This is a genomic window from Alphaproteobacteria bacterium SS10, assembly GCA_019192455.1.
Taxonomy (GTDB): Bacteria; Pseudomonadota; Alphaproteobacteria; order TMED2; family TMED2; genus TMED2.
On record JAHCML010000003.1, the window covers coordinates 52,581 to 75,611 of the forward strand.

The window sequence follows — 23,031 nt, forward strand, 5'->3', positions numbered from 1 at the left end:
CGCGTTTTGGCGGGTTTGAGAACGGTTTGGCGGGTTTTGAGTGCCCTGGTACCGCCCAACGCTACAAACGGTTCACACCGGTAATGCCAGCGCCGTCGCTTTTTAGGGTCCAGCTGGCCACCTCTAATGCGGGGTCAATGCTGACGGCCATATGGGTCGCATTGGCGTGAAGCATTTGGGTGTCATCCAGCATTATGCCGATATGGCCGGGGAAGAATGCGAAATCGCCGACCTTGAGTGGCGTGTCCGGTGGCAGCATTTGGCCCAGCCCCTCACGCTGCTGATCCGTATCACGCGGGCAGTCATGCATCCCGGCGAAGTTTAGTGCCAGCTGAACAAGCGCTGAGCAATCAAGCCCAGCACCGCTGCGGCCACCCCAGATATAGGGCAGCTCCATAAACCGTCTGGCGGTCGCGATGTAGTCCTCGGTAACCGTATCTAGGGGTTCAACATGGCGGCTATAGATCCAGCTGCCATCGGCCTGCTCGACGAACCGGTTCTTCTCCTGCCCGGTAAGGGAAACGCGGCTGCCGATGCTGCGCCAGCTGATCGTCGGTTTCTTCAAATCAGGCTCGGGGAATACAGGCGCCCGGATGGCCCGTACCCGATGGGTTGGCGGGTTGGTGGCGGCCTGCAATGCCTCGGCGGCGACATAGCCGACATAGCCATCAACATCCGATTGGCACCAGGCGAGGCCACCGCGAATATCGAAGACCTGTACCGTCTCACCATAGAGCAGTTCACTGCCCCAACGGCTGTCGAGGCGGCTGTTCTGCCAAAGCGGAACGCGGGTCACGGAAACGGTGAAGGTGGCCCCATCCACAAAGCTGGGCGCCTCAATCTTACCTTCCAAACGCCGATCGGCCATGTCTGGACGATAGGCGTGAATACGCGGGTCTAGGGTACTGCTCATACTGACACTGGCTTAGCCGTTAGGGTCAAAGGGGTCGCCGCGTTCGGCGGCATAGTCCCAGTTCACCCGCTGCATCAGATCGGCGAACTCACTCAAAAATACGGAGCCTGGCACCGTACGCTGGATCAGGACCGACCGCCGATCCTCAGTATCCACTTTGCGCTTCACATAACCGAGGCGGGAAAGGGTATCGACGGCCCGGACCACAGCCGGTTTTGAGATGCTTAGTTGCTCGGCCAGCCCCCGCACCGTGTGGGGTGGATCGTTCATGTAGACAGCTAGCAGCAGCGCGTATTGCCGGATCGTCAAATCCGGCGCGTCTGAGCGGACGATGGACAGATGTACCCGGCGCCAAAGCTCCAGCGGTTCAAGCCGTTGCGACATGCTCTCGCCGGTTAGCTTGGTTAGACCGGCGCCATCACCGCCTGGCATCCCCCCATTGGTTTCGGCCTGGGGGTCGGCCTGGGGATCGGTTTGGGTATCGATGGTCTCGCTCATCTTGCCTCACTNATTCTCTTTCTTGGGCCGGCTCAGCTGGCCATATCATCTATGCCACCATAGCGTTTGCTGATCAGGCTGAAGGCGGCGCGCATGGCTTGTGCCTCCCCACCATCCGGCTGGCCTGGGCGACCGGATGGCGTCCAGGCAAAGACATCGAAATGGGCCCAGGATTTGGACTTCTTCACGAACTTCTTCAGAAACAGGCCAGCGGTAATCGTGCCAGCGAATGGCGCGCTGCTGATGTTGTTGGTGTCGGCAACTTTGCTATCCAACCACGGGGTGTACGGCTTCCATAGTGGTAGGCGCCAAACCGGATCACCCACCGCCATGCCAGCCTGGTAGAGGCCGTCAGCCAGCTCATCATCATCGGTCATCATGGCCGGAAGATCGGGGCCCAGCGCGACCCGCGCGGCCCCTGTCAGGGTCGCGAAGTCGATCATCAGGTCGGGTTCCTCGGCATCGGCAAGGGTGAGGGCGTCGGCCAGAACCAAACGACCCTCGGCATCAGTGTTGCCGACCTCAACCGTCATCCCAGCGCGGGTGCGGATTACATCGCGGGGACGGAAGGCATTTCCAGATACGGCATTCTCAACCGCCGGGATCAGCACGCGCAGCCGAACCGGCAGATTGCGCGCCATAATCAGGTGGGCAAGCCCCAGCACCTGGGCTGAGCCACCCATATCCTTCTTCATGTTGAGCATGCCGTTGGATGGCTTGAGGTCCAGGCCACCGGTATCAAAGCAGACGCCCTTGCCAACCAGCGTCACCTTCGGTGCCCGTTTCTTACCCCAGCTGAAATCGATCAATCGCGGGGCACGGTCACTGGCTTTACCAACGGCGTAGATGGCCGGGTACTCCCGATCCAACTCCTCCTGATCATCGATTACAGAGAATTTCGCCTTGTGATGCTTTGCTAGTGCCTTAGCAGCGGCAGCAAGTTCGGCCGGGCCCATATGGTTTGAGGGTAGGTTGACCAAGTCGCGGGTCAGCCAGGTGGCTCGGATGTGGTGGGATAGGGCATCCAAATCCACCTCGTCACCAGTGACCAACAGCGTTGGCTCTGATGTCGCCTCTTTGCTCTTCATCATGGCAAAGCGATAGCTAGCGAGGCCCCAGGCGACGGTGATCTTGATTAGGTCATCCTTGGCCGGTTTGCTGCCATCGATGCTGGCGATCCGGTATGCACCCGCCGGTAGCTGGGGGGCCAGATAGGCCGTCTGGTACAGCGGCCGATCACCCATGGCGGTGCCTAGAATCTGGATCGAACCATCACGGTTCGGCAGGGCCACCCAACGGTTAGCACTGGCTGAGAAGTCGATGTTCTCAAGATACACCTGATGGGATTTGTTCGCCTTGCCGCTCCAGGCGGTCAGGGCCGCCGCATCGCGAACGAGATGAATATCGGTCACCGGTCCATCATGGGTAGCGGCGATAGGCAGGTCGCAGGTGAGGGCGGCGGTCGAATTATGCGGCTTGGTCATGGTTTGGATAACGGGCCCGAAATCAAAGGACATCGTTATCCTTCCGCTACCGAAATGATGCGGCAAGGCCGGTTGTGGGATTGGCCTAGAAAAGCCGTCGGGGCGTCAGGAGCGCTGCGCCGGTGACACAATCAGCGGCAGCCTGGCGGTCAAGTTGCCTCTGGCTGTTGAACCATGGTGTTGCCGAGGACGCTAGCCTCACCGCAATACTCAATCGATTCGAGACCGGCAGCACTGGCCGTCAGATAGGCCTCACCCGCCTCACCCATATCCAGAGTGAGCTGGTCTTCCTCGGCGCGGGGGTCAAACTCAAACGCGACGGTGGAGGTTGGACGAATGGCCTGGAACTGGCCCTTCTCCTCATCATCAACCGTGTCACGGACCGTGCTTCGATAGGTGCCAAACGCGGCCATGCCGCCACCAATAACCAGCACGAATAGGAAGATGCCGGGGCCGATGCCGGTGATCAGCAGTAGCTGACCCGCAATGGCGGGGCCGATGACCGTGCCGATGCCGTAGATCATAAGCAGGCCAGCACTGGCCGCCACCATGTTCCAGTTATCGACAAAGTCCGTGGTGTGGGCGACGCCGATTGAGTAGAGCGCCGGGATCAGGGCGCCACTCATCGCGATCAGGACCAGCGCCATCACCTTGCCGTCGATACCAATCATCAGGCCGATCAGCCCGGTCACGCCGGTGGCGGCACCGCAGGCGATCAGGACAATACGCCGGTCAAACATGTCCGAGAGACGGCCAAGCGGTACCTGAAAGACGATGCCGCTCAAGATGAAGGCCAGCATCAGCTGCGCAATCCAGGCATTGTCAGGGTCAATGGTCCGGCCCAGCACGGGCACGAAGTTGGCGAGGACAGAGTTCAAGACCCCCGCTGCCATCACGGCCAAGCAGCCCAGGGGCGAGACCTTGAACAATTGCCTTAAGGCAAAGCGTTCAGTCTCAATCGGTGTTGGCGCCTGGATCGTCACCAGCATCAGCGGCAAGACCGAGGCGCAGACCAGGAAAGCGGTGAGTAGGAACATAAAGCTCTGCGCCGGGTCGACGACGGCTATAAGGCCCTGGCCCAGGCTGATGCCGAAATAGTTCACGACCGTATAGGCGGCCAGAACCTGGCCACGCACGGTGTTGGGCGTGGATTCATTAATCCAGCCCTCAACCAGGGTGAAGATACCGGCGATCGAGAAACCGGCGACCAGGCGCAGCAGGGCCCAGAGCCAGGTGTCGACATACAGGCTTTGGGCCAAGGCACTGATCACGAACAGGCTGGCAAAGGCGGCAAACACCCGGATATGGCCGACCTGCCCAATGAATTTCGGCACGATCAGGGTGCCGATCATGAATCCAATGGCATAGGTCGTGCCGACGATCCCGATGGCATCGGATGAGAAACCTTCAAGGTCGAGACGGATCGCCGTCCCGGTTCCAATCAGCCCATGCCCCATCACAAAGAAGGTGAAGGTCAGCAGTAAGGGCCCCAAGGACAAGATGACGGCTCGGACATCGCTGCTCATATCGGCGGTGATCCAGGCGGTTAAGATCGCAACTTTGCCAAGCATGCGATCGGTGTTTTGAACGAAGGTGCGGGTGGCCTTGGCCGGGTCAGCGTCGTTCGCTGTGCCCTTAGTACGACCGGGAAGTCTGAACTAGAAGCGTTACCTAGAATTGCACACTAGAACGGCAAGTCAGCCCTGGCTCATTTAGCCGCCATTGGCAAAGCTGGCATTGGCATCGAGCACGCGCTGCTCCGCATTCTGGCGCAGCCCGTAAACACAAGGCACGTCTGCCACATGACGCCACTTGATGTCTAGCACCGCATCCCAGTCATAAACGTCAGGTCTGAATTGCACGGTGCCATCATGGTCAACCCAGGCGGTCCGATAGATCAGATGCACGGGCATTGGATCATCCAGGGTCACGCTGCGGGTCTTATAGCTCTCAACCACGCCTTGCACCCGATCCACATCCCATTTGTCATGGGCTGAGGCCAGATAGGCCGAGATATCGAGCGCCCCATCGACACGTACACAGCCAGAGCTAAACGTACGGGTCGCTTGTTCAAACAGCTCCTCATTCGAGGTGCCATGCAGATAGACGGAGTGGTTGTTGTTGAAGTTGAACCGCACCGGGCCAAGCACATTCCAAGGGCCGGGGTCCTGGCGGAACTTGTAGGGCAGGTTGTCGATACCGTCATAGGAGAACCAGTCGATCTCCTCCGGCGGGATCTCCTCGGCACCGTTGCTAAAACTGGTCAGCACCCGAATACCGTTATTGAAGAAGTAGTCGGGGTCGGTTTGGATCGCGGGCAGTAGATCGCGACGGGCGATGCTGTCCGGGCAATACCAGAACGGGTTGAAGTCGAGGCGCGTAATCTTGGAATGGATAATCGGCGTGGTCCGATCAATCCGGCCGACGATTACACGGGTGTCGAAAACAGTGTTGCCACCCTCAATCAGATGCAGACGACCGGCGGCGATGTTCACGGCGATAAAGCGGTCGCCATAATCCTTCGCCCATTGCCGGGCCCGCTCCACATTGATGACCAGGGTCGCCAGCCGCACATTGGCCGGGACGTTCAGTTCAGCCAGCGTTGCCGGGCCCACGGCACCATCCGCCTCAAGCCCATGGCGAGATTGGAAGGCTTTAACCGCATTCTCAAGGCTGACATCAAAGGTGTCGCTGGTCTGATCGGCCACACCCGGCAGATCGCCACTTAGGCGCAACCGGCGCCGCAGAAGGCCAACCGCACGGTCGGTAACATCACGCTCTAACACCAGGCCAGGATCAGGAATTACTGGCCAGCCGCCAGCCTCGACCACGGCGCGGTAGTGTTGGACAGCACCGCATAGCCCACTGGTCAGACCATCGGGGGTCAGCTGCACCCGTTGCGGCGGTACGCCACCGGCGACCGCCTCAACAATTGGGTCATTAAGCCAGGGATGGAAGTAGCCACGCGCTGATGGGGTGATACCGGCTGCAAGGTTTTGCGCCACGGCGGGATGCTTGGCCAAACCAGCCAAACCACCGGCCAGGCCAGCGGCAAAGCCCGCGCGCAAACAGTCGCGGCGCGAGATATGGCTGCTGCGGTTTCCGGTCCGCCCTGGTTCAGAATCCCCACGGCTCATGGTGTCTTATCCTTTAGCCCGTGTCATTAAGCCGGAATCCTGACCCGAATTGCATCAACTGACAAACGAAACCGCCGCGGCAGTTTTCAAAAATTCGTGCCTGCGCAACCTGCGCCACACCTTGGCTTTAGCGGTGGTGACCGTCATGTCACCCGGGCTACAGGGCCGGCTGCATGGCAGTCGCGCCCAACAAGAGCTTTGAATTCAGGCCGGTTGGGCAATATTCAAAGACAACAAGATCGCCCGAAGAACGATAAAGAACCGGTATGACCCCCGACGAGACCGCCCCAAAGACTGACACTGGCACCGCCGATCTGGCCGCTAGCAATGCCGCGAGCTTGGCCATGCCTGATGGTGATTTGGGGCCCCGTGTCCATGGCCGGGTTAACTGGATCGGGTTTTGGACGCTCTATGCCAAAGAGGTGAAGCGTTTCATCAAGGTCTATCTCCAGACCATTTTGGCGCCGGTGATCACCACGTTACTGTTCTACACCGTGTTTGCGCTGGCGCTTGATGCTGGGAACCGAAGCGTGGCCGGTGTGCCGTTTTTGGAGTTTCTGGCGCCCGGCTTGATCATGATGGGCATTACACAGAATGCCTTTGCCAACACCTCCTCCACCGTCATTATCGCCAAGGTTCAGGGTAATATCGTTGATGTGCTTCTGCCGCCCTTAAGCTCGCTTGAGCTGGCCATGGGGTGGATTTTGGGCGGTGTTACCAGAGGCATCGTGGTCGGGCTATTTATCTATATCTCGCTCGTCATCTTTGTCGGTATTCCGATCCACAATCCCGGATTGATCCTGTTCCACGCGATTAGCGGATCGCTGTTGCTCTCCACCCTGGGTGTGATCGGCGGTATTTGGTCGGATAAGTTTGATCACATCGCTGCCGTGACCAACTTCATCGTTACGCCGCTGACCTTCTTGTCGGGCACGTTCTATTCAATCGAACGCCTGCCGAGTGAGTGGCAGTTCATGGCCCACCTAAACCCGGTTTTCTACATGATCGATGGGTTCCGCGCGGGCTTCATCGGCCATGCGGATGGTGACTTAACCACCGGCATCATCGTTGGCGTTGTGACCAATGCGGTTCTGCTTGTCCTGGCACTACGTATGCTGCAGAGCGGCTATAAGTTGCGACCATGAGTGATCAGGGGCGTTCGGTTGATAACGCCAAACCCGCCTTTAGTTTGAGCCCGGTCGGTTTTGCGCGCTGGGCCTATGGCACAGCACCGTTGCTGCTGTTCTGCACCATGATGTTTTGGGCAGGAAATGGGGTCGTCGGCAAATGGATTGCCTTTGATGGCGACCTACCACCGGTCGCCGCTGCGTTCTGGCGCTGGAACCTGGCTCTCTTGCTGGTTTTGCCGCTCGCCTAGCGCCATCTGCCGGGCGATTTGCCCGCCATGCGGGCCAAGATTTGGCCGCTGATCCTATTGGCCGTGTTCGGGATTACCGCCTTTAACACCCTGGTCTATTGGAGCCAGTACAAAACAACGGCCGTGAACCTGTTCCTGTTGAACGCCACTGTGCCCCTGCTGATCCCGGCCTTCTCGTTTCTGCTGTTTCGCGACCGGGTTAATCGCTGGCAGGGGCTAGGCATCGCGCTTGCGATGGTGGGGGCGGTGACCATTATCCTGCAGGGGAATTTGGCGACCCTGTTAGACCTCACCGTTAATCAAGGGGATGCGGTAATCCTGTTAGCGATGGTTCTCTACGCTATCTACTCAACCTGTCTGCGGTTGAAGCCAAGCATTCACCCGATGTCGATGCTGGTGGCTCTGTTTGCCCTCGGCAACCTATTCATCCTGCCATTCTTTATCTGGGAGCATCTGTTCGTTGCGCAGATTGAGTTCACGCCAAAGACCATCATTGCTCTGATTTACATCGGCATCTTCCCGTCCTTCCTCGCCTACCTCTTCTTCAATCGTGGGGTTGAGCTGATCGGTGCAAATCGCGCCTCGCTCTATTTCCACCTGATGCCGATTATGGGTACGGCCTTCTCTGTCATGCTCTTTGGTGAGCCATTTGCCGGGTATCATTTTGCCGGCACCGCCCTGATTGTTGTGGGTCTGATCCTTGGCACCCGTCGCCCAAAAGCATCGGCTGATTGAGTTTTCGACCACCGAGATGGCGGCTTAGGCTTCGCATCGGCTCCAATCCGGGTTAGGTTGCCCGGGTTGGGAATGCGGCAAAAACATGGCGGGTTGGTCCTTGACGCTAGAGGGCCGGGCTAAAAACACCCGCAAATAAGGGAAGGCAGCATGTCGGATCTATCGGCCAAGCCACCATCCAAGACGCCCGATGGGCGCATCATGAGCCAACAGAAGTTTCGTCTGATCACGCGAAGTGATTTTGACGGGCTGGTCTGCGCGGTTTTGTTCCGGGAAATGGATATGATCGATGAGATCTTATTCGTGCACCCAAAGGATATGCAGGACGGCAAAATTCCGGTTAGCCGGCGGGATATCACCTGTAACTTGCCCTATCAGAATGGCGTCCATCTCTGCTTTGATCACCATGTGAGTGAGTTCTATCGCAACGAAGATAAGAACAACCATATCCTCGACCCCCATGCCGAAAGCGCGGCCCGGGTGGTTTACGAATATTACGGCGGCCGGACCCGGTTCCCTAATGTCTCCAACGACATGATGATGGCGGTCGACAAAGCCGACAGCGCAAATTTCACTGAGGAAGAGATCCTCGACCCGCAAGGTTGGGTGCTGCTGAGCTTCCTGATGGATGCCCGCACCGGCCTCGGTAGGTTCCGGAACTTCACCGTTTCGAACTACCAGCTGATGCTGAAGCTCGTGGATATCTGCCGCGAATATAAGGATGTGGACGATATCCTCGCCCTGCCTGATGTTGCTGAGCGTGTGGACCTCTATGAGGAGCATGTCGAGAACTACATCAACCAGGTTCATGCCTGCTCTGAGAAGTATGACAACCTGATTGCTCTCGACCTGCGAGAGGAGGAAGTCCTCTACGCTGGTAACCGCTTCATCATTTATGCGCTCTTCCCGGAATGCGATGTGTCTATGCACATCATGTGGGGGCGGCAGAAGCAGAACACCGTCTTCGCGGTTGGTAAGTCGATTGTTAATAGGGACAACAAGTCGAATATCGGCAAACTGATGCTCGAATATGGCGGTGGCGGCCATGAGGCGGCTGGCACCTGTCAGATTGATAATGACAAGGCCAACGAAACTATGGTCGAATTAATCGACCGCCTGACATCAGGCTGATTTCGAGATTTTGAGACGAACATGTTGAGCGCAACAAACAGCACCAACCGACGCCGTCGCCGCCGTATGGCCGCGACCGCTTTGGTGCTGCCTGGGTTCCGACGACGACGATAACGTCATCCCAGTGTTTGTTTTTACCAATGGCCGGTCCGCATCAATCCAGCGACCGGCCATTTTCTTTTTCCACACCCGGTTCTTTTTCGAGCGCCGCAGTGCTATCGAACCCAATCAAGGACATAACCAATGTCAGCCATTACAAAACCATCCGCCATGGCGACCAATACAGCGAACCAATCAGCAGGCAGTGAGCAGACCGATTTCCCACCGGTTATGCCAACCTATAACCGTACCCCATTGGCTTTTGAACGTGGGGACGGCGCCTACCTTTTCGCCACCGATGGCGAGAAGTACCTGGATTTCGCCGCTGGTATTGCCGTTAACGCCCTCGGCCATAATCACCCGCATCTGGTCGCAACCCTTAAGGATCAGGGTGAGAAGCTGTGGCACGTCTCAAACCTCTACCGCATTCCGGAGGCTGAGCGGCTGGCCGCCCGGCTAACCGCCGCGACCTTCGCCGATACGATGTTCTTTACCAATTCCGGGGCCGAGGCTTGGGAGTGCGGGGTGAAGGTCATCCGGAAATACTTCCACCATAAGGGACAGCCTGATCGGTATCGGATCATCTGTTTGGATGGTGCGTTCCATGGCCGGACCCTGGCTGGTATCTCCGCCACCCGCCAGGCCAAGATGATTGAGGGCTTTGCCCCTCTCGTTGATGGCTTTGATGTGGTGCCATTCGGTGATCTGGCTGCGATTGAGGATGCAATTGGCCCCAACACGGCGGCAATCCATTTGGAGCCTGTGCAGGGTGAGGGCGGTATTCGCCCGCTAGATCCCGAGTTCCTCAAAGCCGTCCGTGGCCTATGTGACCAACATGATCTGCTGCTCTATCTTGATGAGGTACAGTGTGGGATGGGCCGAACTGGCCGCCTGTTTGCCCATGAATGGGCTGGCATCACCCCCGATGTGATGTGTGCCGCAAAAGGTATTGGCGGCGGCTTTCCGCTGGGGGCCTGCCTAACCACGGCCGAGGCTGCATCCGGCATGGTTGCCGGTACCCATGGCTCAACCTATGGCGGCAATCCGCTGGCAACCGCCATTGGCAATGCGGTGCTCGATGTGATGCTTGAGCCTGGCTTCCTTGATCAAGTGGTGGCCAAGGGTAAAGCGCTTCAAGAGGCGTTGACCGGCCTGCACAACCAATTCCCGGTGATTGAAACCGTGCGCGGTAAGGGGCTGATGCTGGGCATCAAGCTTAAGGATGAGTTGCCCGCCGGTGACCTGGTCCAGGCACTGCGTGATCAGCATCTACTGACCGTGCCCGCAAGTGACAACACGGTGCGGATATTGCCGCCACTCACCATCGAACAAACCCATATTGATGAGGCGGTCGCCGCGATCGCTAAAGCGCTGGGAGCGCTGAGCCAATGACCATGATCCAACCTGGCCTGAAAGGGCGGCACTTCCTGGAAATCCGGGACCTGACGAGCGAACAACTTCGGCACCTGGTCGATTTGGGCGCGAGCTATAAAAAGGCGCTGAAAGCGGGGAAGGAAACCCCAACCCTTAAGGGTAAGAGCTTGGCGCTGATCTTTGAGAAATCATCGACCCGGACCCGTGTCTCATTCGATGTCGGCATGTTCCAGATGGGCGGCCACACGGTGAACCTGCTGCCCAACGACATGCAGCTGGGCCGTGGTGAAACTGTGCCGGACACGGCGCGGGTGCTCTCCCGTTATGTTGATGCCGTCATGCTGCGCACCGATATGCCGCGTAAGATGACCGAACTGGCCGCACATGCCACGATCCCGGTGATCAACGGCCTGACCGATGACACCCACCCCTGCCAGATCATCGCCGACATCATGACGTTTGAAGAGCATCGCGGCCCGATCACCGGCAAGGTGGTTGCATGGACCGGCGACGGCAACAATGTGGCCGCCAGCTGGGCTGAGGCAGCGGTTAGACTCGGCTTTGAGTTTAGGCTTGCCTGTCCCGCCGAACTAGCGCCGCCCGCGTGGCTCACCGACTGGGTTGAGGGTGAGAAGGTGGCCGGTGCCACCGGCACGGTCACGGTCATGCATGACCCCAAAGCGGCGGCGGAAGGCGCGGATTGCGTGGTTACCGATGCCTGGACTTCCATGCACCAGGAAGGAGATGGCATTCCCCGCAATCAACTCTTGGCACCATTCCAGGTGGACGAGGCGTTGATGGCACTGGCGAAAGATGATGCACTATTCATGCATTGCCTGCCGGCACACCGGGGTGAAGAGGTCACCGACGCCGTTATTGAAGGCCCGCACTCCGTGGTCTTTGATGAAGCGGAGAACCGCCTACACTCGCAAAAGGGTATCTTGCACTGGTGCCTGCTGGGTGATGCGCCACTGGCGGTATGATCGCTGGCGGTCTAAAGCTACTGGTTAAAGCACTCTAGTTACTGAGACGAGATCACTAATCCCAATGGACGATCAGACACCACAATCCGACCGCCCAGAATCAGCTCGATTAGAGGCCTCGTTTAAGCAAGACACCGATATCATTCAGCCATTTCAGCTCGAGGCGACCAATCTGCGCGGTCGTCTCGTTCGCTTGGATGAGGTGCTGGACGATATCTTGGGTCGCCATGACTACCCCTTGGTGATCAGCGATCTGCTCGCTGAGGCGCTGACGGTCACCGTGGTCTTGTCTTCCGCCCTTAAGTATCAGGGTATCTTCACCCTACAGACCCGGGGCGATGGTGCCGTGCCCATGCTGGTTACCGATGTGACCAGCGACGGTAAGCTACGCGGCTATGCCAAGTTCGATGAAGAGAAGCTGGCCGAGCTGCTGAAAGATGTGGAGCTAGACGGCGAGCGGCCTTCCCATGCAATCGGCTTGAACAAGCTTCTGGGTAAGGGGTATCTCGCCTTCACCGTAGATCAGGGTGATCATACTGAACGGTATCAGGGCATCACCGAGCTGACCGGCGACAGCATCGCCGATTGCACAGTGAACTACTTCAAGCAGTCAGAGCAGTTGGATACCGGCGTCTCAGTTAAGGTGCAGCACCATCACGGCCATTGGCGCGCCGGTGGCCTAATGCTGCAGCGTATGCCCGACGACCAGGAGGCGATTGTTCAGCGCCGCCTCGGTAATGATGAAGAAGATGGCTGGCGCCGGGCGATGGTGATGCTGGGATCGCTTACCACCGATGAGATGGTGGACGCGGGCTTACCGGCCAATGACCTGCTGTATCGCTTGTTTAATGAGGATGGCGTCCGTGTTTTTGAGCGGTCGGCAGTTGAGCGCGAGTGCCGCTGCAATGAGGTGAAGATCCGTCGCATGCTGAAGGGGCTACCACCCGATGCGCTGAAGGATATGGCCCTGCCGGTTGAGGGTGAGGACGGTGCGGATAATCCGGACACCGTTGATGGTAAGGCACTTGAGGTCACCTGTGAGTTCTGCAGCACGCTCTACGCCGTCCCTCTCGGCGATATCCTGCGGGACGACATGACGATTAAGGATTTCAAAGATGACGATGGCTAACCCTGGCCAGAAGGCTGATCGGCAACTGGTGATCAATCGTCGCCGCCTCATTCAGGGTGGCCTGGCCAGTGTTACCGTGACGGTTGCGGGTTGTGCCTCACCACCGCCAACCGCCGACCTGCCACGTCTGACCTTTGAGCAGCTGCGCCCCATCCGCTTCGATGTGGCCCAGCTTGAAGTGCGCAATAACTACCAACCTAAATTCTTCCCACCCCATGTTGAGCATAAGCTGGTCCAGCCGCCCTATGAGGCGATGGATCTATGGGCTAAGCGGCGCATTCAGCCAGTGGCAAACAATGGTGAGGCCTTGCTGGTCATCCATGATGCCAGCATGACCGAGCAGCAGGTTGCAGGTGGCAAGCGCCTTGGGCCCATCACCGTCAGCCAACCGGTTTATGAGTATTTCGCGAATTTCGCTGTTCGGATGGATGCGGTCTCACCCTTCTGGGATTTGAGTGGTTTTGCCGAGGCGCGGGCCGAGGGGCGGTTACGCCTTGATGACCAAAGTACGCTTGATCAACGCGAGCGCGCGCTCATCGATCTGATGGATCTGACGATTGCGGATCTGGATCGGGCCTTCGTTGCCCAGCTTCAGCGCAATCTGGGTGCCCTTATCGCAGCGTAAATCTGGTGCTTAGCGGCGCCAGAAATGCGGTAGGAACAGCACCAGCACGGTGAACAACTCCAACCGACCGAGCAACATGCCAAAGGCGAGTAGCCATTTGGCGGTATCTGGCAGCAGCTGGAAGGTGCCCGCCGGGCCGATATTTGCACCCAAACCAGGCCCAACATTGGAAATGGCGGTCGCCGCACCCGAAATGGCGGTCAGGAAGTCCAAGCCCAAAATGCCCAGAGCCACTGCCAATAGGCCGAAGGCTAGGCCGAACATGGCGAAGAAGCTCATCACCGCGAGCGGGACATCATCGGGGATCGGGCGCCCGTTATAGTAAGCTATGAAGACACCATGGGGCTGCAACAGCTTCAGCAGCTGGGCCTTTGCGACGGCGTATAGCACCTGAAACCGGAAGATCTTCACCCCGCAGGTGGTCGATCCAGCGCAGCCGCCGATAAACATCAGGAAGAAGAAGGCCATCAGCGGGAACGCGCCCCAGCCATCATAGCTGTCGGTTGCATAGCCAGTGCCGGTCATCACCGACACCACGTTGAAGGCGGAGAGACGTAAGGCCTGGCCTGGGTTATCGGCGATTTCCCGACCGGTGGTGTAGAGGGTCATGACGATGATTGCGACGGCCAGGATCGCCAGGAACCAGTGGACCTGGCGGTCATAGACAAATTGCTGCCAATTCCCGCGCAACGCCATGATCATCAGGATAAAGGGCAGGCCACCGGTGATCATGAAGGTGATCGCGATGGTATCGATGGCCACACTATCGAAATGACCAATTGAGCCATCCCGGGTCGAAAACCCACCTGTTGAGATCGTGGTCATGGCGTGGGCCACGGCATCAAATGACCCCATGCCGGCAAGCCCGTAGCAGATCGCGCAAAGCAAGGTTAGGGCGGTGTAGAAAAGGCCGATTGCTGAGGCCAACTGCGCGGTGCGCGGTAGCGCCTTCTCAGACGTCTCGGAAGATTCCAGCTGGAATAGCTGCATGCCGCCGATGGACAGCATGGGCAGAATTGAGATCGCCATTACAATGATACCGATCCCACCTAGCCACTGTAGAACAGCCCGCCAGAGCAAAATGCCCGGTGGCGCCTCCTCAAGCCCAGTAATAACCGTGGCACCGGTGGTCGTGATACCGGACACCGCCTCAAAGAAGGCGTCGGTGACGCTCAGCTCAAGCTCTGACAGGGCCAGTGGTACGGCGGCGAAGATCGATAGGGAGAGCCAGGCCACATTGGTCATCAACACGGCTTCCCGTGCCCGCATCGTGCCCTTGGTAGAGCTGCGATTGGTCAGCATCAGCAAGCCGCCGAGGAAGATGGTAATGGCAGAGGAGGTGGCGAAGACCTTCCAATCCGGGTTGCCCAAGACCAGATCGACCGCCGCCGGCACCAACATGGTGGCGCCGAGCGTGGTGACCAGAATGCCGGTCACAAAGAAGATGAGGCGGAAATTGATCATTGGGTGACACGGGGTGACATTGGTCACCCTAAGGACCCTGGTTTGGGCAAAACACGCGGCCGCGAGCGCCAAACAGCACAAACAGGCGACCTTACGACTGTCGAGCAAACGGCAAAGCGCCTGCCCTGTCCAGCCCAGACACAGCTATCCGCGATAATTTAAAGAGTTGTTGGCCCTGTTAGTCCCGGCCACGATCAATCATCGCGTAGAACTCACGACGGGTTTCTGGGTCATCACGGAAAGCGCCGATCATACGGCTGGTCTTCATGATCCCACCCTGCTTCTTCACACCACGCATAGTCATGCATTGGTGGGTCGCTTCAACGACCACGGCGACACCGCGCGGTTGCAGCGCTTCCTGAATAGTGTCGGCGATTTGCGCGGTCAGGCGCTCCTGAATCTGCAGGCGCTTGGCGAATACATCAACCAGGCGGGCCAGTTTTGATAGGCCCAGAACCTTCTGGTTTGGCAGGTAAGCAACGTGCACCTGGCCGGTGATTGGCAGGATATGGTGCTCACAATGCGAGTTAATCTGGATGTTGGTCAGCGCGATGATCTCGTCATAGCCACCAGCCTCATCAAAGGTGGTGTTGAGGATATCCATCGGGTCTTGGGTATAGCCGACAAACAGTTCCTCATAGGCGCGAATGACCCGTGATGGCGTATCGATCAGCCCCTCACGCTCCGGATTGTCGCCAATCCAACGGATAAGGGTCGCGACTGCTGCTTCCGCCTCTTCACGGCTAGGGGCCGTTTCCTTTGGCGCATCAGCGGTGGTGACCTGACCGGTTTCGGCCGTGGGTTTGGTTTTAGAGAACTCGTTCATCTGCTTTTCTGCCTTCCCAGCAGGTTGCGGCACAACTGCCAGCCATTAGAGATAGTACGCCAGCTTAGCTTCGCACTAATCAAGCGCCACTTTTCCATATCTGCGGTCAATACGGCGCAAAAAACGTTCATTTTTGCGTTATTGCTGCGTGTGACCGTTTCGGGGGTCTAAGTCCCTGTTAATTCAGTCGAACAGCCTGGTGTGGGCTGTCGAGCGAGAAAGCGGGCACATCGATATCGAACTGATCGCCGCTCTCATCCTCCATCGAGTAGCTGCCCGTCATAATCCCACTGGGCGTGGTGAGCGGGGCGCCGGAGCTGTACTCAAAGCTGCTGCCCGGTTCCAGCCATGGCTCTTCCCCCACAACGCCGGGGCCACGCACCTCTTGCACATGGCCATTGGCATCGGTGATACGCCAGTAGCGGCTGCGCAGTTGCACGCGTCGCTCACTCTGGTTCTCAATCCGCACATGATAGGCCCAGACATAGTGGTTCTCTGTTGGCGATGAGCGCTCATTGAGAAACTCAGGCTCAACCTCAACCTGTATGTCGAAGGTGGTGGCGGTATAGCTGCTCATTAACTGGGTCCTGGTGGCCTTGCGGCCCAACGTAACCTTGGTTCCTGCGCTCAGATATAGGTCAGTCTGCGCGCATACAACACCCAAAAGCCCAGCCTTGTATGGCGCCTGGGCAAAGAAAAGGGCCGGTATCGGGTGATACCGGCCCCTCTTATTCGTTTAGCTAACCGATCTTGGATCGGTCTTAGCGCAGGATGATTTCAGCGCGACGGTTGGATGGCTCACGGGTGCCGTCTGGGGTTTCCACCAGCAGGGCACGCTCACCACGACCAGAGGTGGTCATGGAGCCAACATCAATACCGCGTGAGGACAGAGCGGATTGAACCGCAGCTGCGCGACGCTCAGACAGGGCCTGGTTGTAAGCAGCAGCACCGGAGGTGTCAGCGTGGCCAACGATGTCGACAACTGCGCCGTCGCTGTCGCCGATCACCCGGGCAGCGTTCGCCAGGATGCTGGCAGCGCTAGCTGGGATCTCAACGCTGTCAAAGCCGAAGAAGACGATGAAGCGGTCAGGTGAAGCAGCAGCAACAGCTGGGCCAGCATTCAGCTTGTCTTCGATCGCAGCCAGTGCAGCGCGGAACTCTTCACGGCAAGCGCGGATGTGGTCGAGCTGGAAGCCTTCTTCCAGCTGCTCGAGCCAGCAATCAAAGCGGGTTTGTGCAACCGCAGCTTCGTTCGGGAACAGGTTGCGGGCATCGCGGTTGAACACTGACATCAGGCGACCGCGAGCAGCGGAAAGCTCACCAGCGTCAGCGGCTTCGATGTAACGCTCGCTCAGCTCGGATGGCAGAACAACTTCACCGGAAGCAGCAGCCAGGCCTTTAGCGGCGTGGTAGCGGGCATCGCGGTAATCGAACATTTCGAATTGCTCGAAGTTAGCCAGCTCACGGTACTCGCTAGCGAGTGCGCGGGTGAACTCGCTACCAACAGCAGCGGTGTCGTTGAGCTTCTCAACGTCGTTGATGCTGGTTGCAGCAGCACAACCGGCAAGCAAGGTGATGCCAGCGAAGGCACCGATCAAATTCTTGAATTTCATGATCTTCCCCAATGGTGATGACGTCGAAACAGTTTCTACGCCTGATAAAGCTGCGCCCGACGTTTTTGGGCGGTGAGAACCACCGCGCCAGAGATAACGCCGAGATACTAGCGGAACTTCCGACAGCGCGCCAACGTCACAAATTATCGAAACGTTCGTGCAGCCGACGGCCCTGATTTTTGGCCGGTGTCCGCTCGCAAAAGGTGGTGGACGACATAAGCCATGCCGATTCACCGCTATCAGCTCTCTGACACCACCATAAACCTTTATTTTTAAGGCTTTCCGGGCAGGGTGTTGCAGGATTACCATGGTTGTTGTGCCGCTGCCACGGTGGCGATTGGCTGCCAAGCACGGAACGGGGCTGACAGTCGGCTTATCAGCCGGTACTCATGATTATTGAGTACTGGGGCCGATGATCGGCCGGGATGACGGCGAGACGTCGATGATCAAATTGCTGGATGTGGTGGCTGAGCGGCCTAGCCATGGCGCCGCAATTGAACGGCTGAATGACCGTGCCTTTGGCCCCAATCGCCTTACCAAGACGGCTTATAGGTTTCGCGATGGCATCCCGCCAATTGCGCCGCTTGGCTTTGTCATTGAGCCACCGGATGCGCCCGGCTCGGGCGAGGTGGCGGCCAGCATTCGATTTTGGCCAGCAGTTTTACCGGATGGTTCGGTTTCCGCGCTACTAGGCCCAATTGCGGTGCAAAGTGACCTGCGTGGTACGGGCTATGGCAGCCGATTGATCCACCATGGCCTGATGCGCGCCCGGGCCCTGGGTTACCCCGCCGTGGTTCTGGTTGGGGATCGGCCCTATTACGTCCAATTTGGCTTTAGTGCTGAGTTAATGGATGGGTTGCGGCTACCGGGTCCGGTTGATCGCTCCCGGCTGTTGGGTCTCGAATTCACCGCTGGCGTGCTGGACCACCAGGCTGGTTTGATCCGCCCTATGGCCGCCGATAACAGTCAGGCCTCACGGGTTTGAGCTGGTTAGGAACTGCTTCAAGCTGAGCAGGGTATCGGTCGGCGCTTCCTCTGGCAGGAAGTGACCGCAGTTGAGAGCCTGCCCCCGTAAATCAGTGGCATAGCGCTGCCAAAGTGGCATCACCTCAAAACGCTTACCGATGAAGCCTTGCCCCCAAAGCACCAGGGCGGGGCAGGTGACGAGGTTCTGGCCGAAATCAGCGGCGTCATGCTCAAGGTCACTGGTTGCCCCGGCGCGGTAATCCTCACAACTGGCGTGAATGGCGGCCGGGTCAGCAAAACACCGCTCATACTCCGCCACGGCGGCGGGGTCGAAGCTGTCGAAACTTTCAGCCCAGGCCGCAAGCTTGGCCCGCAGCCACCAAGCTGGATCACGGCCGATCATGGTCTCTGGCAGGGGGCTCGGCTGGATTAGGAAGAACCAGTGATAGAAGCCAGTGGCGATGGCCTGATCCGTGCCGGTGAAGATCGCATGTGTGGGGACAATGTCGAGAAAGGCCACGCGCCTGACCCGATCGGTATGATCGAGGCATAGCCGGTGCGCGACCCGCGCGCCCCGGTCATGACCCACCAGGTCAAATCGCCCGATGTCCAACGCATCCATAAGGCCGACGATATCGGCGGCCATCTGTCGTTTGGCGTAAAAGAGGTGGGAAGGATCGCCGTTCTTTGGACCACCCGCAGGCTTGTCACTATCCCCATAGCCCCGCAGGTCAGGCAGGATGACGGTGAAATCCTCGGCCAGGATCGGGGCAATCTTGTGCCACATCACATGGGTTTCGGGATATCCATGCAGCAGCACCAGGGGTGGGCCGGACCCGGCCCGCCGATAATGGAGGGTTACATCCCCCACCTGTTGAAACGCGCTTTCAAAACCCTCGAAAAGCGACGCCATACATGCTCCCGGCTCAACGCAGCGCTAGATCACTGCCCAATAGTCATATGAATAACCTGGGGTTTTCAACGACATACGCAAGTCGCTTTAGCAGTCTCGCATATACGCGTTGCGCATTGTGACCGGATGAAGACGTCGTTGGCTGGCTTAGCTAATCCGCCATTTGATAGAGCAGCCCATGGAGGGCATCTGTGCCTCTGGTGGGTTCTCGCCTTTGCCTAAGGCCAGCATGGCATCGCGCAGCTCAAGCTGCCCACGGTCGCTTTCATTTGGGTTGCGGCGGCTATCCAGGCGGCCGCGATAGGCCAGCTGTCCATTCCCGTCCAAACCAAAGAAATCGGGTGTGCAAACCGCGTCATAGGCCCGGGCGACCGACTGATCCTCATCAAGCAGGTAGGGAAAGGTGAAGCCGTGTTGCTTGGCGAAGGCCGCCATCTTATCCGGCGCATCATCAGGGTAGGATCGGAAGTCATTCGGCATGATGGCAACCACGCCGATACCAGCCTCCTGAAGTTCCTTCGCGTCACTCACCAGACCATCGATGATCGCCTTCACATAGGGGCAGTGATTGCAGATAAAGGCCACGACGAGCCCGTGCTCGCCCATCACACCATCCCGGGTGACGGTGTCCCCTTGAAGATCCGGCAGGGCAAAATCAGGGCCGATCAAGCCGTTTTCAGCGGCGGGTGAGTGAAGAAGGGCCATGGCAATCGGTCTCTCGAGCGTTGGGACTTACGTTAAGCCCAACGTGGAGAGCGATGATGGATCAATCAAGTCCCCGTTGGCATCAGGTGCGGAGGCCGGTTGCGGCGAACTTCTGTTTGAATGCTTTTCTGGCGGCCTCTGCCCGGATCGGGTCAGAGATATCGACGGTTAGCTTCTTATCGAAATCCGGATGGCGAACTTGCTTTAGAAGTCGATCACGTAAGTGATTGAGGGCCGATCCCTCGGGCAGGATATCGGCACTGCAGAGCTCTGCCAGCTTGAAGATCTGGTCTCTTGCCGTGGCCGGGTCATGGCTCGGCTTGGCCGTAATGCCGCTTTCTTCAATGTAAAGCCACATGGCCTCATCCACGAGGCTCAGCGTGCTGCGCCGCCACTCTGGTGAGGCTGGCATCCGGGCGATTGAATCAAAGGCAGCGCGCATGCGGGCAAGGCGGGCGCGGTGGCTCATCTTTGCGGGTAGCAGCATGTTTAGATCAATGCTGTGCTCCAGCACCTCACGAATATGGCCCATCAGATAGCGGCGCAAATCAGGGTCTTCGAAGAGCTTATAGAGTGTGGCCTGATAAAGGATGGTGAGGCCCGGTTGCTCTAGGATGTTGGAGACATGGCGGGCAGCGGCGACCCGGTCATTACACTCAATCTCGCTATGGCGGTGGAAGCGGCTGGTGATTGCCTCAACGAAGTCGGGTTCCTCCAACAGGTGATAGAACCGGGCCGCCGTCTCGAGCACCATTCGGTAAAGCTGATCATCGGTATTCTCATCCCGCGCTTCGAGGGCGTTGCCGCTGGTCAGAACTGAGTTCACCTGATCAATCAGATGGTGGCGCAGCGAGGGGAGGCGGCCACGCTTCAAGGCGACGCGCAGCCTAGCGATGGCGATGTTGAGCTCTTGATCCTTGGTCGGTCGCTTACCGTCTTCGGTTAGCTCAGCGCCCTCAGCCAGGCGCATAAGGCGGATCAGCCGCTCGCCCAGATTGCTGCTGAGGCCGGTGATGGTTTCGGACAGTTCACTCGCATGGACCAGATCAGACAGCAGCAGGTCCACGGCTTCGTCCAGCATGGGATCATGATAGAGATCAATCAGGCTGAGAGCGTAGATGAACTGGTCAGTCGTTGAGCCCTCACGTTTCACCCGCATCAGTAATGCGTGGGATAGTAAACGCCGTTGATTGGCTAGTTCCTCAGGCGGCAGGTCGCGCAGGTCCGGCAGGAACTGCAACCGCTCTGCCAGCATGGCATCGGCATCGGCGGGCGGCCGTGGCATCGCCTGGGTCACTTGGCGCATGGCTTGGACGATATCCATGATCGTCTGGCGCCTGCGCCTGCGCAGGTTCTTGGTCTTGGCCTGCGCTTGTGCCGTCAGGTTGATCGCCTGACCGATCAGGGAGGAGTGCTGCAGTAATCGGTCGAGCAACCGCTTGTCATATAGGATGTCTGAAACCAGCAGGCCATGCTCATCACAATAGCCAGCGAACAGACGGTTCAGGGTTAGCCTGGCACCTGCTTCATACAAGTCATGTGGGTCACGGCAGAGCGGCGGATTGGCAGGCGGCTTACCCAGCTGGCCTGGCTTTCGTGTGTTCTCAATGACCGTCTCCCTTGTGTAGACCACACGGGATTTCAGGTTCAGATCAGGATCATTTGGCCAGGTCTTCAGAACCCGGACATGGGCGTGACGTTCGGCGATGATGTCTGTTTGGGCGGCGCCAATGGCATCCGGCTCATCATTGAAGACCTGTTGGATCTGCCAACGCCCATCAACACGCGCCTGATATTCATAGACAGCAGCGGGTGCCGCCTGACGTGAGGCGCTGGCGCCATCCGTCGTCATGACATTGCGTTGCCGGGGCGTATCCTGCTGGAACGCAGAGGTGTTGGGTCTGGAAGCGGGCTGGCTCATGCCCGCATCGTGACCTGCTCAAGCTACTGAAAACTTAATGCGCGGATCGTTAAGGTGTTGGTCAATCAGCCCTTAACCGGTCGTCGCCATTGCCAAAGCAAGGCGCCCGGCAGTGAGATCAGTAGAAGTAGCATGCCGAAGGTGAGGGATAGCGAGAGGGCAGCGGCAGAATTGACGCCAAGGCCCGCAAGCGCAGTCACCATCACCCCTTCGCGGACACCCCACCCGGCGAAGGATAGCGGGATGACCGTCGCAAACAGGGCCAATGGGGCCACCAATAGTGCGCTGGTAGGATCAATCCCAACCGGCAAGGCCATGGCGATAAGAACTATCGCGATGATTGGCGGTGCCTGACCGATCACCGATAGCATCAACAACACAATGGCCCGGCCAGGTTGAAGCGTTGAAACCCGCCATTGCTCAAGCAGTTTGAGGATCAGCGGTCGCTGTAACCGCGCCTCCAACCGTCGGCAGCCCCAGAGAAAAATGTAGAAGGTTGCAACCAATCCCAGTCCAGCCAACAGCGTTAGCAGTGCAGCGCTCGTCCACGGGCTCTGGCCGCTGGGCAGTTGGTTTGGCATCAGAAGGGGCAGGGTGGGCAAGATCATCAAGGTGACCACGATCAGGCCCCAGGTCCGCTCAATCAGAATGCTGAGGGCGGCGGTTGGCAAGCTGCACCCATAGCGCCTCGCCGCCACCGTGCGAACCGCATCGCCACCAACCGGCGGCGGCAGGACCTGATTGAAGAACAGCCCAATGGTGATCAGGTGGCTTAAGGTAGCGAGTGAAGGTGATTGGTTGCCCGGGGGCCAAACGTAACGCCAACGCCAGGCATTGGCCGGGATATGCAACGGTAGTACGGCTGCTGCCGCGATCATGAACCAGGGGTTCAAACCGGCGATCGCGTTGCCAAGGCTGGCGATATCCACGTCGCTTAGCACCCAGGCCAGCAAGCCAATTGATACGGCAATCTGTACAATCAGGATAAGTGCGTTGCGTAAGCGTTGGGGCCGCTCAGACACGCTGGGTGTGGCTACCGCATCGTCCTCATCCTTGCCTTCTAGAATGGCATCAGTGTTACTCAACGCAGTTGTACCTATCTCTTACTTTGGGCAGCGGTCGCTGGCCCTTATCTCG

The 23,031-nt window shown here is 58.3% G+C and carries 22 protein-coding genes; 9 read left to right on the top strand and 13 right to left on the bottom strand.

The window, feature by feature from the left end; translation table 11 throughout:
• Positions 1-61 precede the first annotated feature (61 nt).
• The 5 genes from KI792_00715 to KI792_00735 all read right to left on the bottom strand — a co-directional run bounded on the left by KI792_00715 (position 62) and on the right by KI792_00735 (position 6,032).
• Complete coding sequence (locus KI792_00715; GenBank protein ID MBV6631531.1) at positions 62-913, bottom strand: C40 family peptidase; 852 nt, start codon at positions 911-913, stop codon at positions 62-64.
• A 12-nt stretch (positions 914-925) separates the two neighbouring features.
• On the bottom strand, positions 926-1,297 hold the full coding sequence (locus KI792_00720; GenBank protein ID MBV6631532.1) for a MarR family transcriptional regulator: 372 nt from the start codon (positions 1,295-1,297) through the stop codon (positions 926-928).
• Positions 1,298-1,443: 146 nt separating this feature from the next.
• A complete protein-coding gene (locus tag KI792_00725) occupies positions 1,444-2,895 on the bottom strand; it encodes a leucyl aminopeptidase family protein (protein ID MBV6631533.1) in 1,452 nt (483 codons plus the stop codon).
• Positions 2,896-3,044: 149 nt separating this feature from the next.
• Positions 3,045-4,466 (bottom strand): MFS transporter, encoded by a 1,422-nt coding sequence (locus tag KI792_00730; protein MBV6631534.1) that lies wholly within the window; start codon positions 4,464-4,466, stop codon positions 3,045-3,047.
• A 141-nt stretch (positions 4,467-4,607) separates the two neighbouring features.
• Positions 4,608-6,032 (bottom strand): L,D-transpeptidase family protein, encoded by a 1,425-nt coding sequence (locus KI792_00735; GenBank protein ID MBV6631535.1) that lies wholly within the window; start codon positions 6,030-6,032, stop codon positions 4,608-4,610.
• 344 nt (positions 6,033-6,376) lie between these two features.
• Between KI792_00735 and KI792_00740 the strand changes: the two genes are divergently transcribed.
• From KI792_00740 to KI792_00775, 8 genes are all read left to right on the top strand, one after another.
• On the top strand, positions 6,377-7,177 hold the full coding sequence (locus tag KI792_00740) for an ABC transporter permease (GenBank protein MBV6631536.1): 801 nt from the start codon (positions 6,377-6,379) through the stop codon (positions 7,175-7,177).
• Entirely contained in the window at positions 7,174-7,410 is a 237-nt protein-coding gene (locus tag KI792_00745) for a hypothetical protein (GenBank protein MBV6631537.1), read from the top strand. Before KI792_00740 ends, KI792_00745 begins: the two co-directional genes overlap by 4 nt.
• Positions 7,411-7,437: 27 nt before the next feature.
• Complete coding sequence (locus tag KI792_00750; GenBank protein ID MBV6631538.1) at positions 7,438-8,145, top strand: EamA family transporter; 708 nt, start codon at positions 7,438-7,440, stop codon at positions 8,143-8,145.
• 201 nt (positions 8,146-8,346) lie between these two features.
• On the top strand, positions 8,347-9,276 hold the full coding sequence (locus KI792_00755; protein ID MBV6631539.1) for an exopolyphosphatase: 930 nt from the start codon (positions 8,347-8,349) through the stop codon (positions 9,274-9,276).
• A 330-nt stretch (positions 9,277-9,606) separates the two neighbouring features.
• Entirely contained in the window at positions 9,607-10,767 is a 1,161-nt protein-coding gene (locus KI792_00760; GenBank protein ID MBV6631540.1) for an aspartate aminotransferase family protein, read from the top strand.
• 2 nt (positions 10,768-10,769) lie between these two features.
• The gene (gene argF / locus KI792_00765; protein ID MBV6631541.1) at positions 10,770-11,732 is read left to right on the top strand and encodes an ornithine carbamoyltransferase; all 963 of its coding nucleotides are present in this window, start codon (positions 10,770-10,772) and stop codon (positions 11,730-11,732) included.
• A 64-nt stretch (positions 11,733-11,796) separates the two neighbouring features.
• Positions 11,797-12,861 (top strand): Hsp33 family molecular chaperone HslO, encoded by a 1,065-nt coding sequence (locus tag KI792_00770; GenBank protein MBV6631542.1) that lies wholly within the window; start codon positions 11,797-11,799, stop codon positions 12,859-12,861.
• On the top strand, positions 12,848-13,486 hold the full coding sequence (locus tag KI792_00775) for a hypothetical protein (GenBank protein ID MBV6631543.1): 639 nt from the start codon (positions 12,848-12,850) through the stop codon (positions 13,484-13,486). Before KI792_00770 ends, KI792_00775 begins: the two co-directional genes overlap by 14 nt.
• 9 nt (positions 13,487-13,495) lie before the next feature.
• Here the strand turns inward: KI792_00775 and KI792_00780 are convergent, their stop codons facing one another.
• From KI792_00780 to KI792_00795, 4 genes are all read right to left on the bottom strand, one after another.
• Positions 13,496-14,950 carry a TrkH family potassium uptake protein gene (locus KI792_00780; protein ID MBV6631544.1) on the bottom strand — a complete coding sequence of 485 codons (1,455 nt, stop codon included), beginning with the start codon at positions 14,948-14,950 and terminating at the stop codon, positions 13,496-13,498.
• A 178-nt stretch (positions 14,951-15,128) separates the two neighbouring features.
• Positions 15,129-15,776 carry a GTP cyclohydrolase I FolE gene (gene folE, locus KI792_00785; protein ID MBV6631545.1) on the bottom strand — a complete coding sequence of 216 codons (648 nt, stop codon included), beginning with the start codon at positions 15,774-15,776 and terminating at the stop codon, positions 15,129-15,131.
• A 178-nt stretch (positions 15,777-15,954) separates the two neighbouring features.
• On the bottom strand, positions 15,955-16,353 hold the full coding sequence (gene apaG, locus KI792_00790; protein MBV6631546.1) for a Co2+/Mg2+ efflux protein ApaG: 399 nt from the start codon (positions 16,351-16,353) through the stop codon (positions 15,955-15,957).
• A 184-nt stretch (positions 16,354-16,537) separates the two neighbouring features.
• Positions 16,538-17,389 carry an OmpA family protein gene (locus KI792_00795; protein MBV6631547.1) on the bottom strand — a complete coding sequence of 284 codons (852 nt, stop codon included), beginning with the start codon at positions 17,387-17,389 and terminating at the stop codon, positions 16,538-16,540.
• Positions 17,390-17,801: 412 nt separating this feature from the next.
• Here KI792_00795 and KI792_00800 point away from each other — a divergent pair, with 412 nt between their 5' ends.
• Positions 17,802-18,374, top strand: coding sequence for an N-acetyltransferase (locus tag KI792_00800; protein MBV6631548.1), 573 nt, complete (start codon positions 17,802-17,804; stop codon positions 18,372-18,374).
• Here the strand turns inward: KI792_00800 and KI792_00805 are convergent.
• The 4 genes from KI792_00805 to KI792_00820 all read right to left on the bottom strand — a co-directional run bounded on the left by KI792_00805 (position 18,363) and on the right by KI792_00820 (position 22,979).
• Positions 18,363-19,268 (bottom strand): alpha/beta hydrolase, encoded by a 906-nt coding sequence (locus KI792_00805; GenBank protein MBV6631549.1) that lies wholly within the window; start codon positions 19,266-19,268, stop codon positions 18,363-18,365. The genes KI792_00800 and KI792_00805 overlap by 12 nt on opposite strands.
• Before the next feature lie 147 nt (positions 19,269-19,415).
• The gene (locus KI792_00810; protein ID MBV6631550.1) at positions 19,416-19,973 is read right to left on the bottom strand and encodes a thioredoxin family protein; all 558 of its coding nucleotides are present in this window, start codon (positions 19,971-19,973) and stop codon (positions 19,416-19,418) included.
• Between the two features lie 82 nt (positions 19,974-20,055).
• Positions 20,056-21,894 carry a hypothetical protein gene (locus KI792_00815; GenBank protein ID MBV6631551.1) on the bottom strand — a complete coding sequence of 613 codons (1,839 nt, stop codon included), beginning with the start codon at positions 21,892-21,894 and terminating at the stop codon, positions 20,056-20,058.
• A 65-nt stretch (positions 21,895-21,959) separates the two neighbouring features.
• Positions 21,960-22,979, bottom strand: coding sequence for a flippase-like domain-containing protein (locus KI792_00820; GenBank protein MBV6631552.1), 1,020 nt, complete (start codon positions 22,977-22,979; stop codon positions 21,960-21,962).
• Positions 22,980-23,031: the final 52 nt, after the last annotated feature.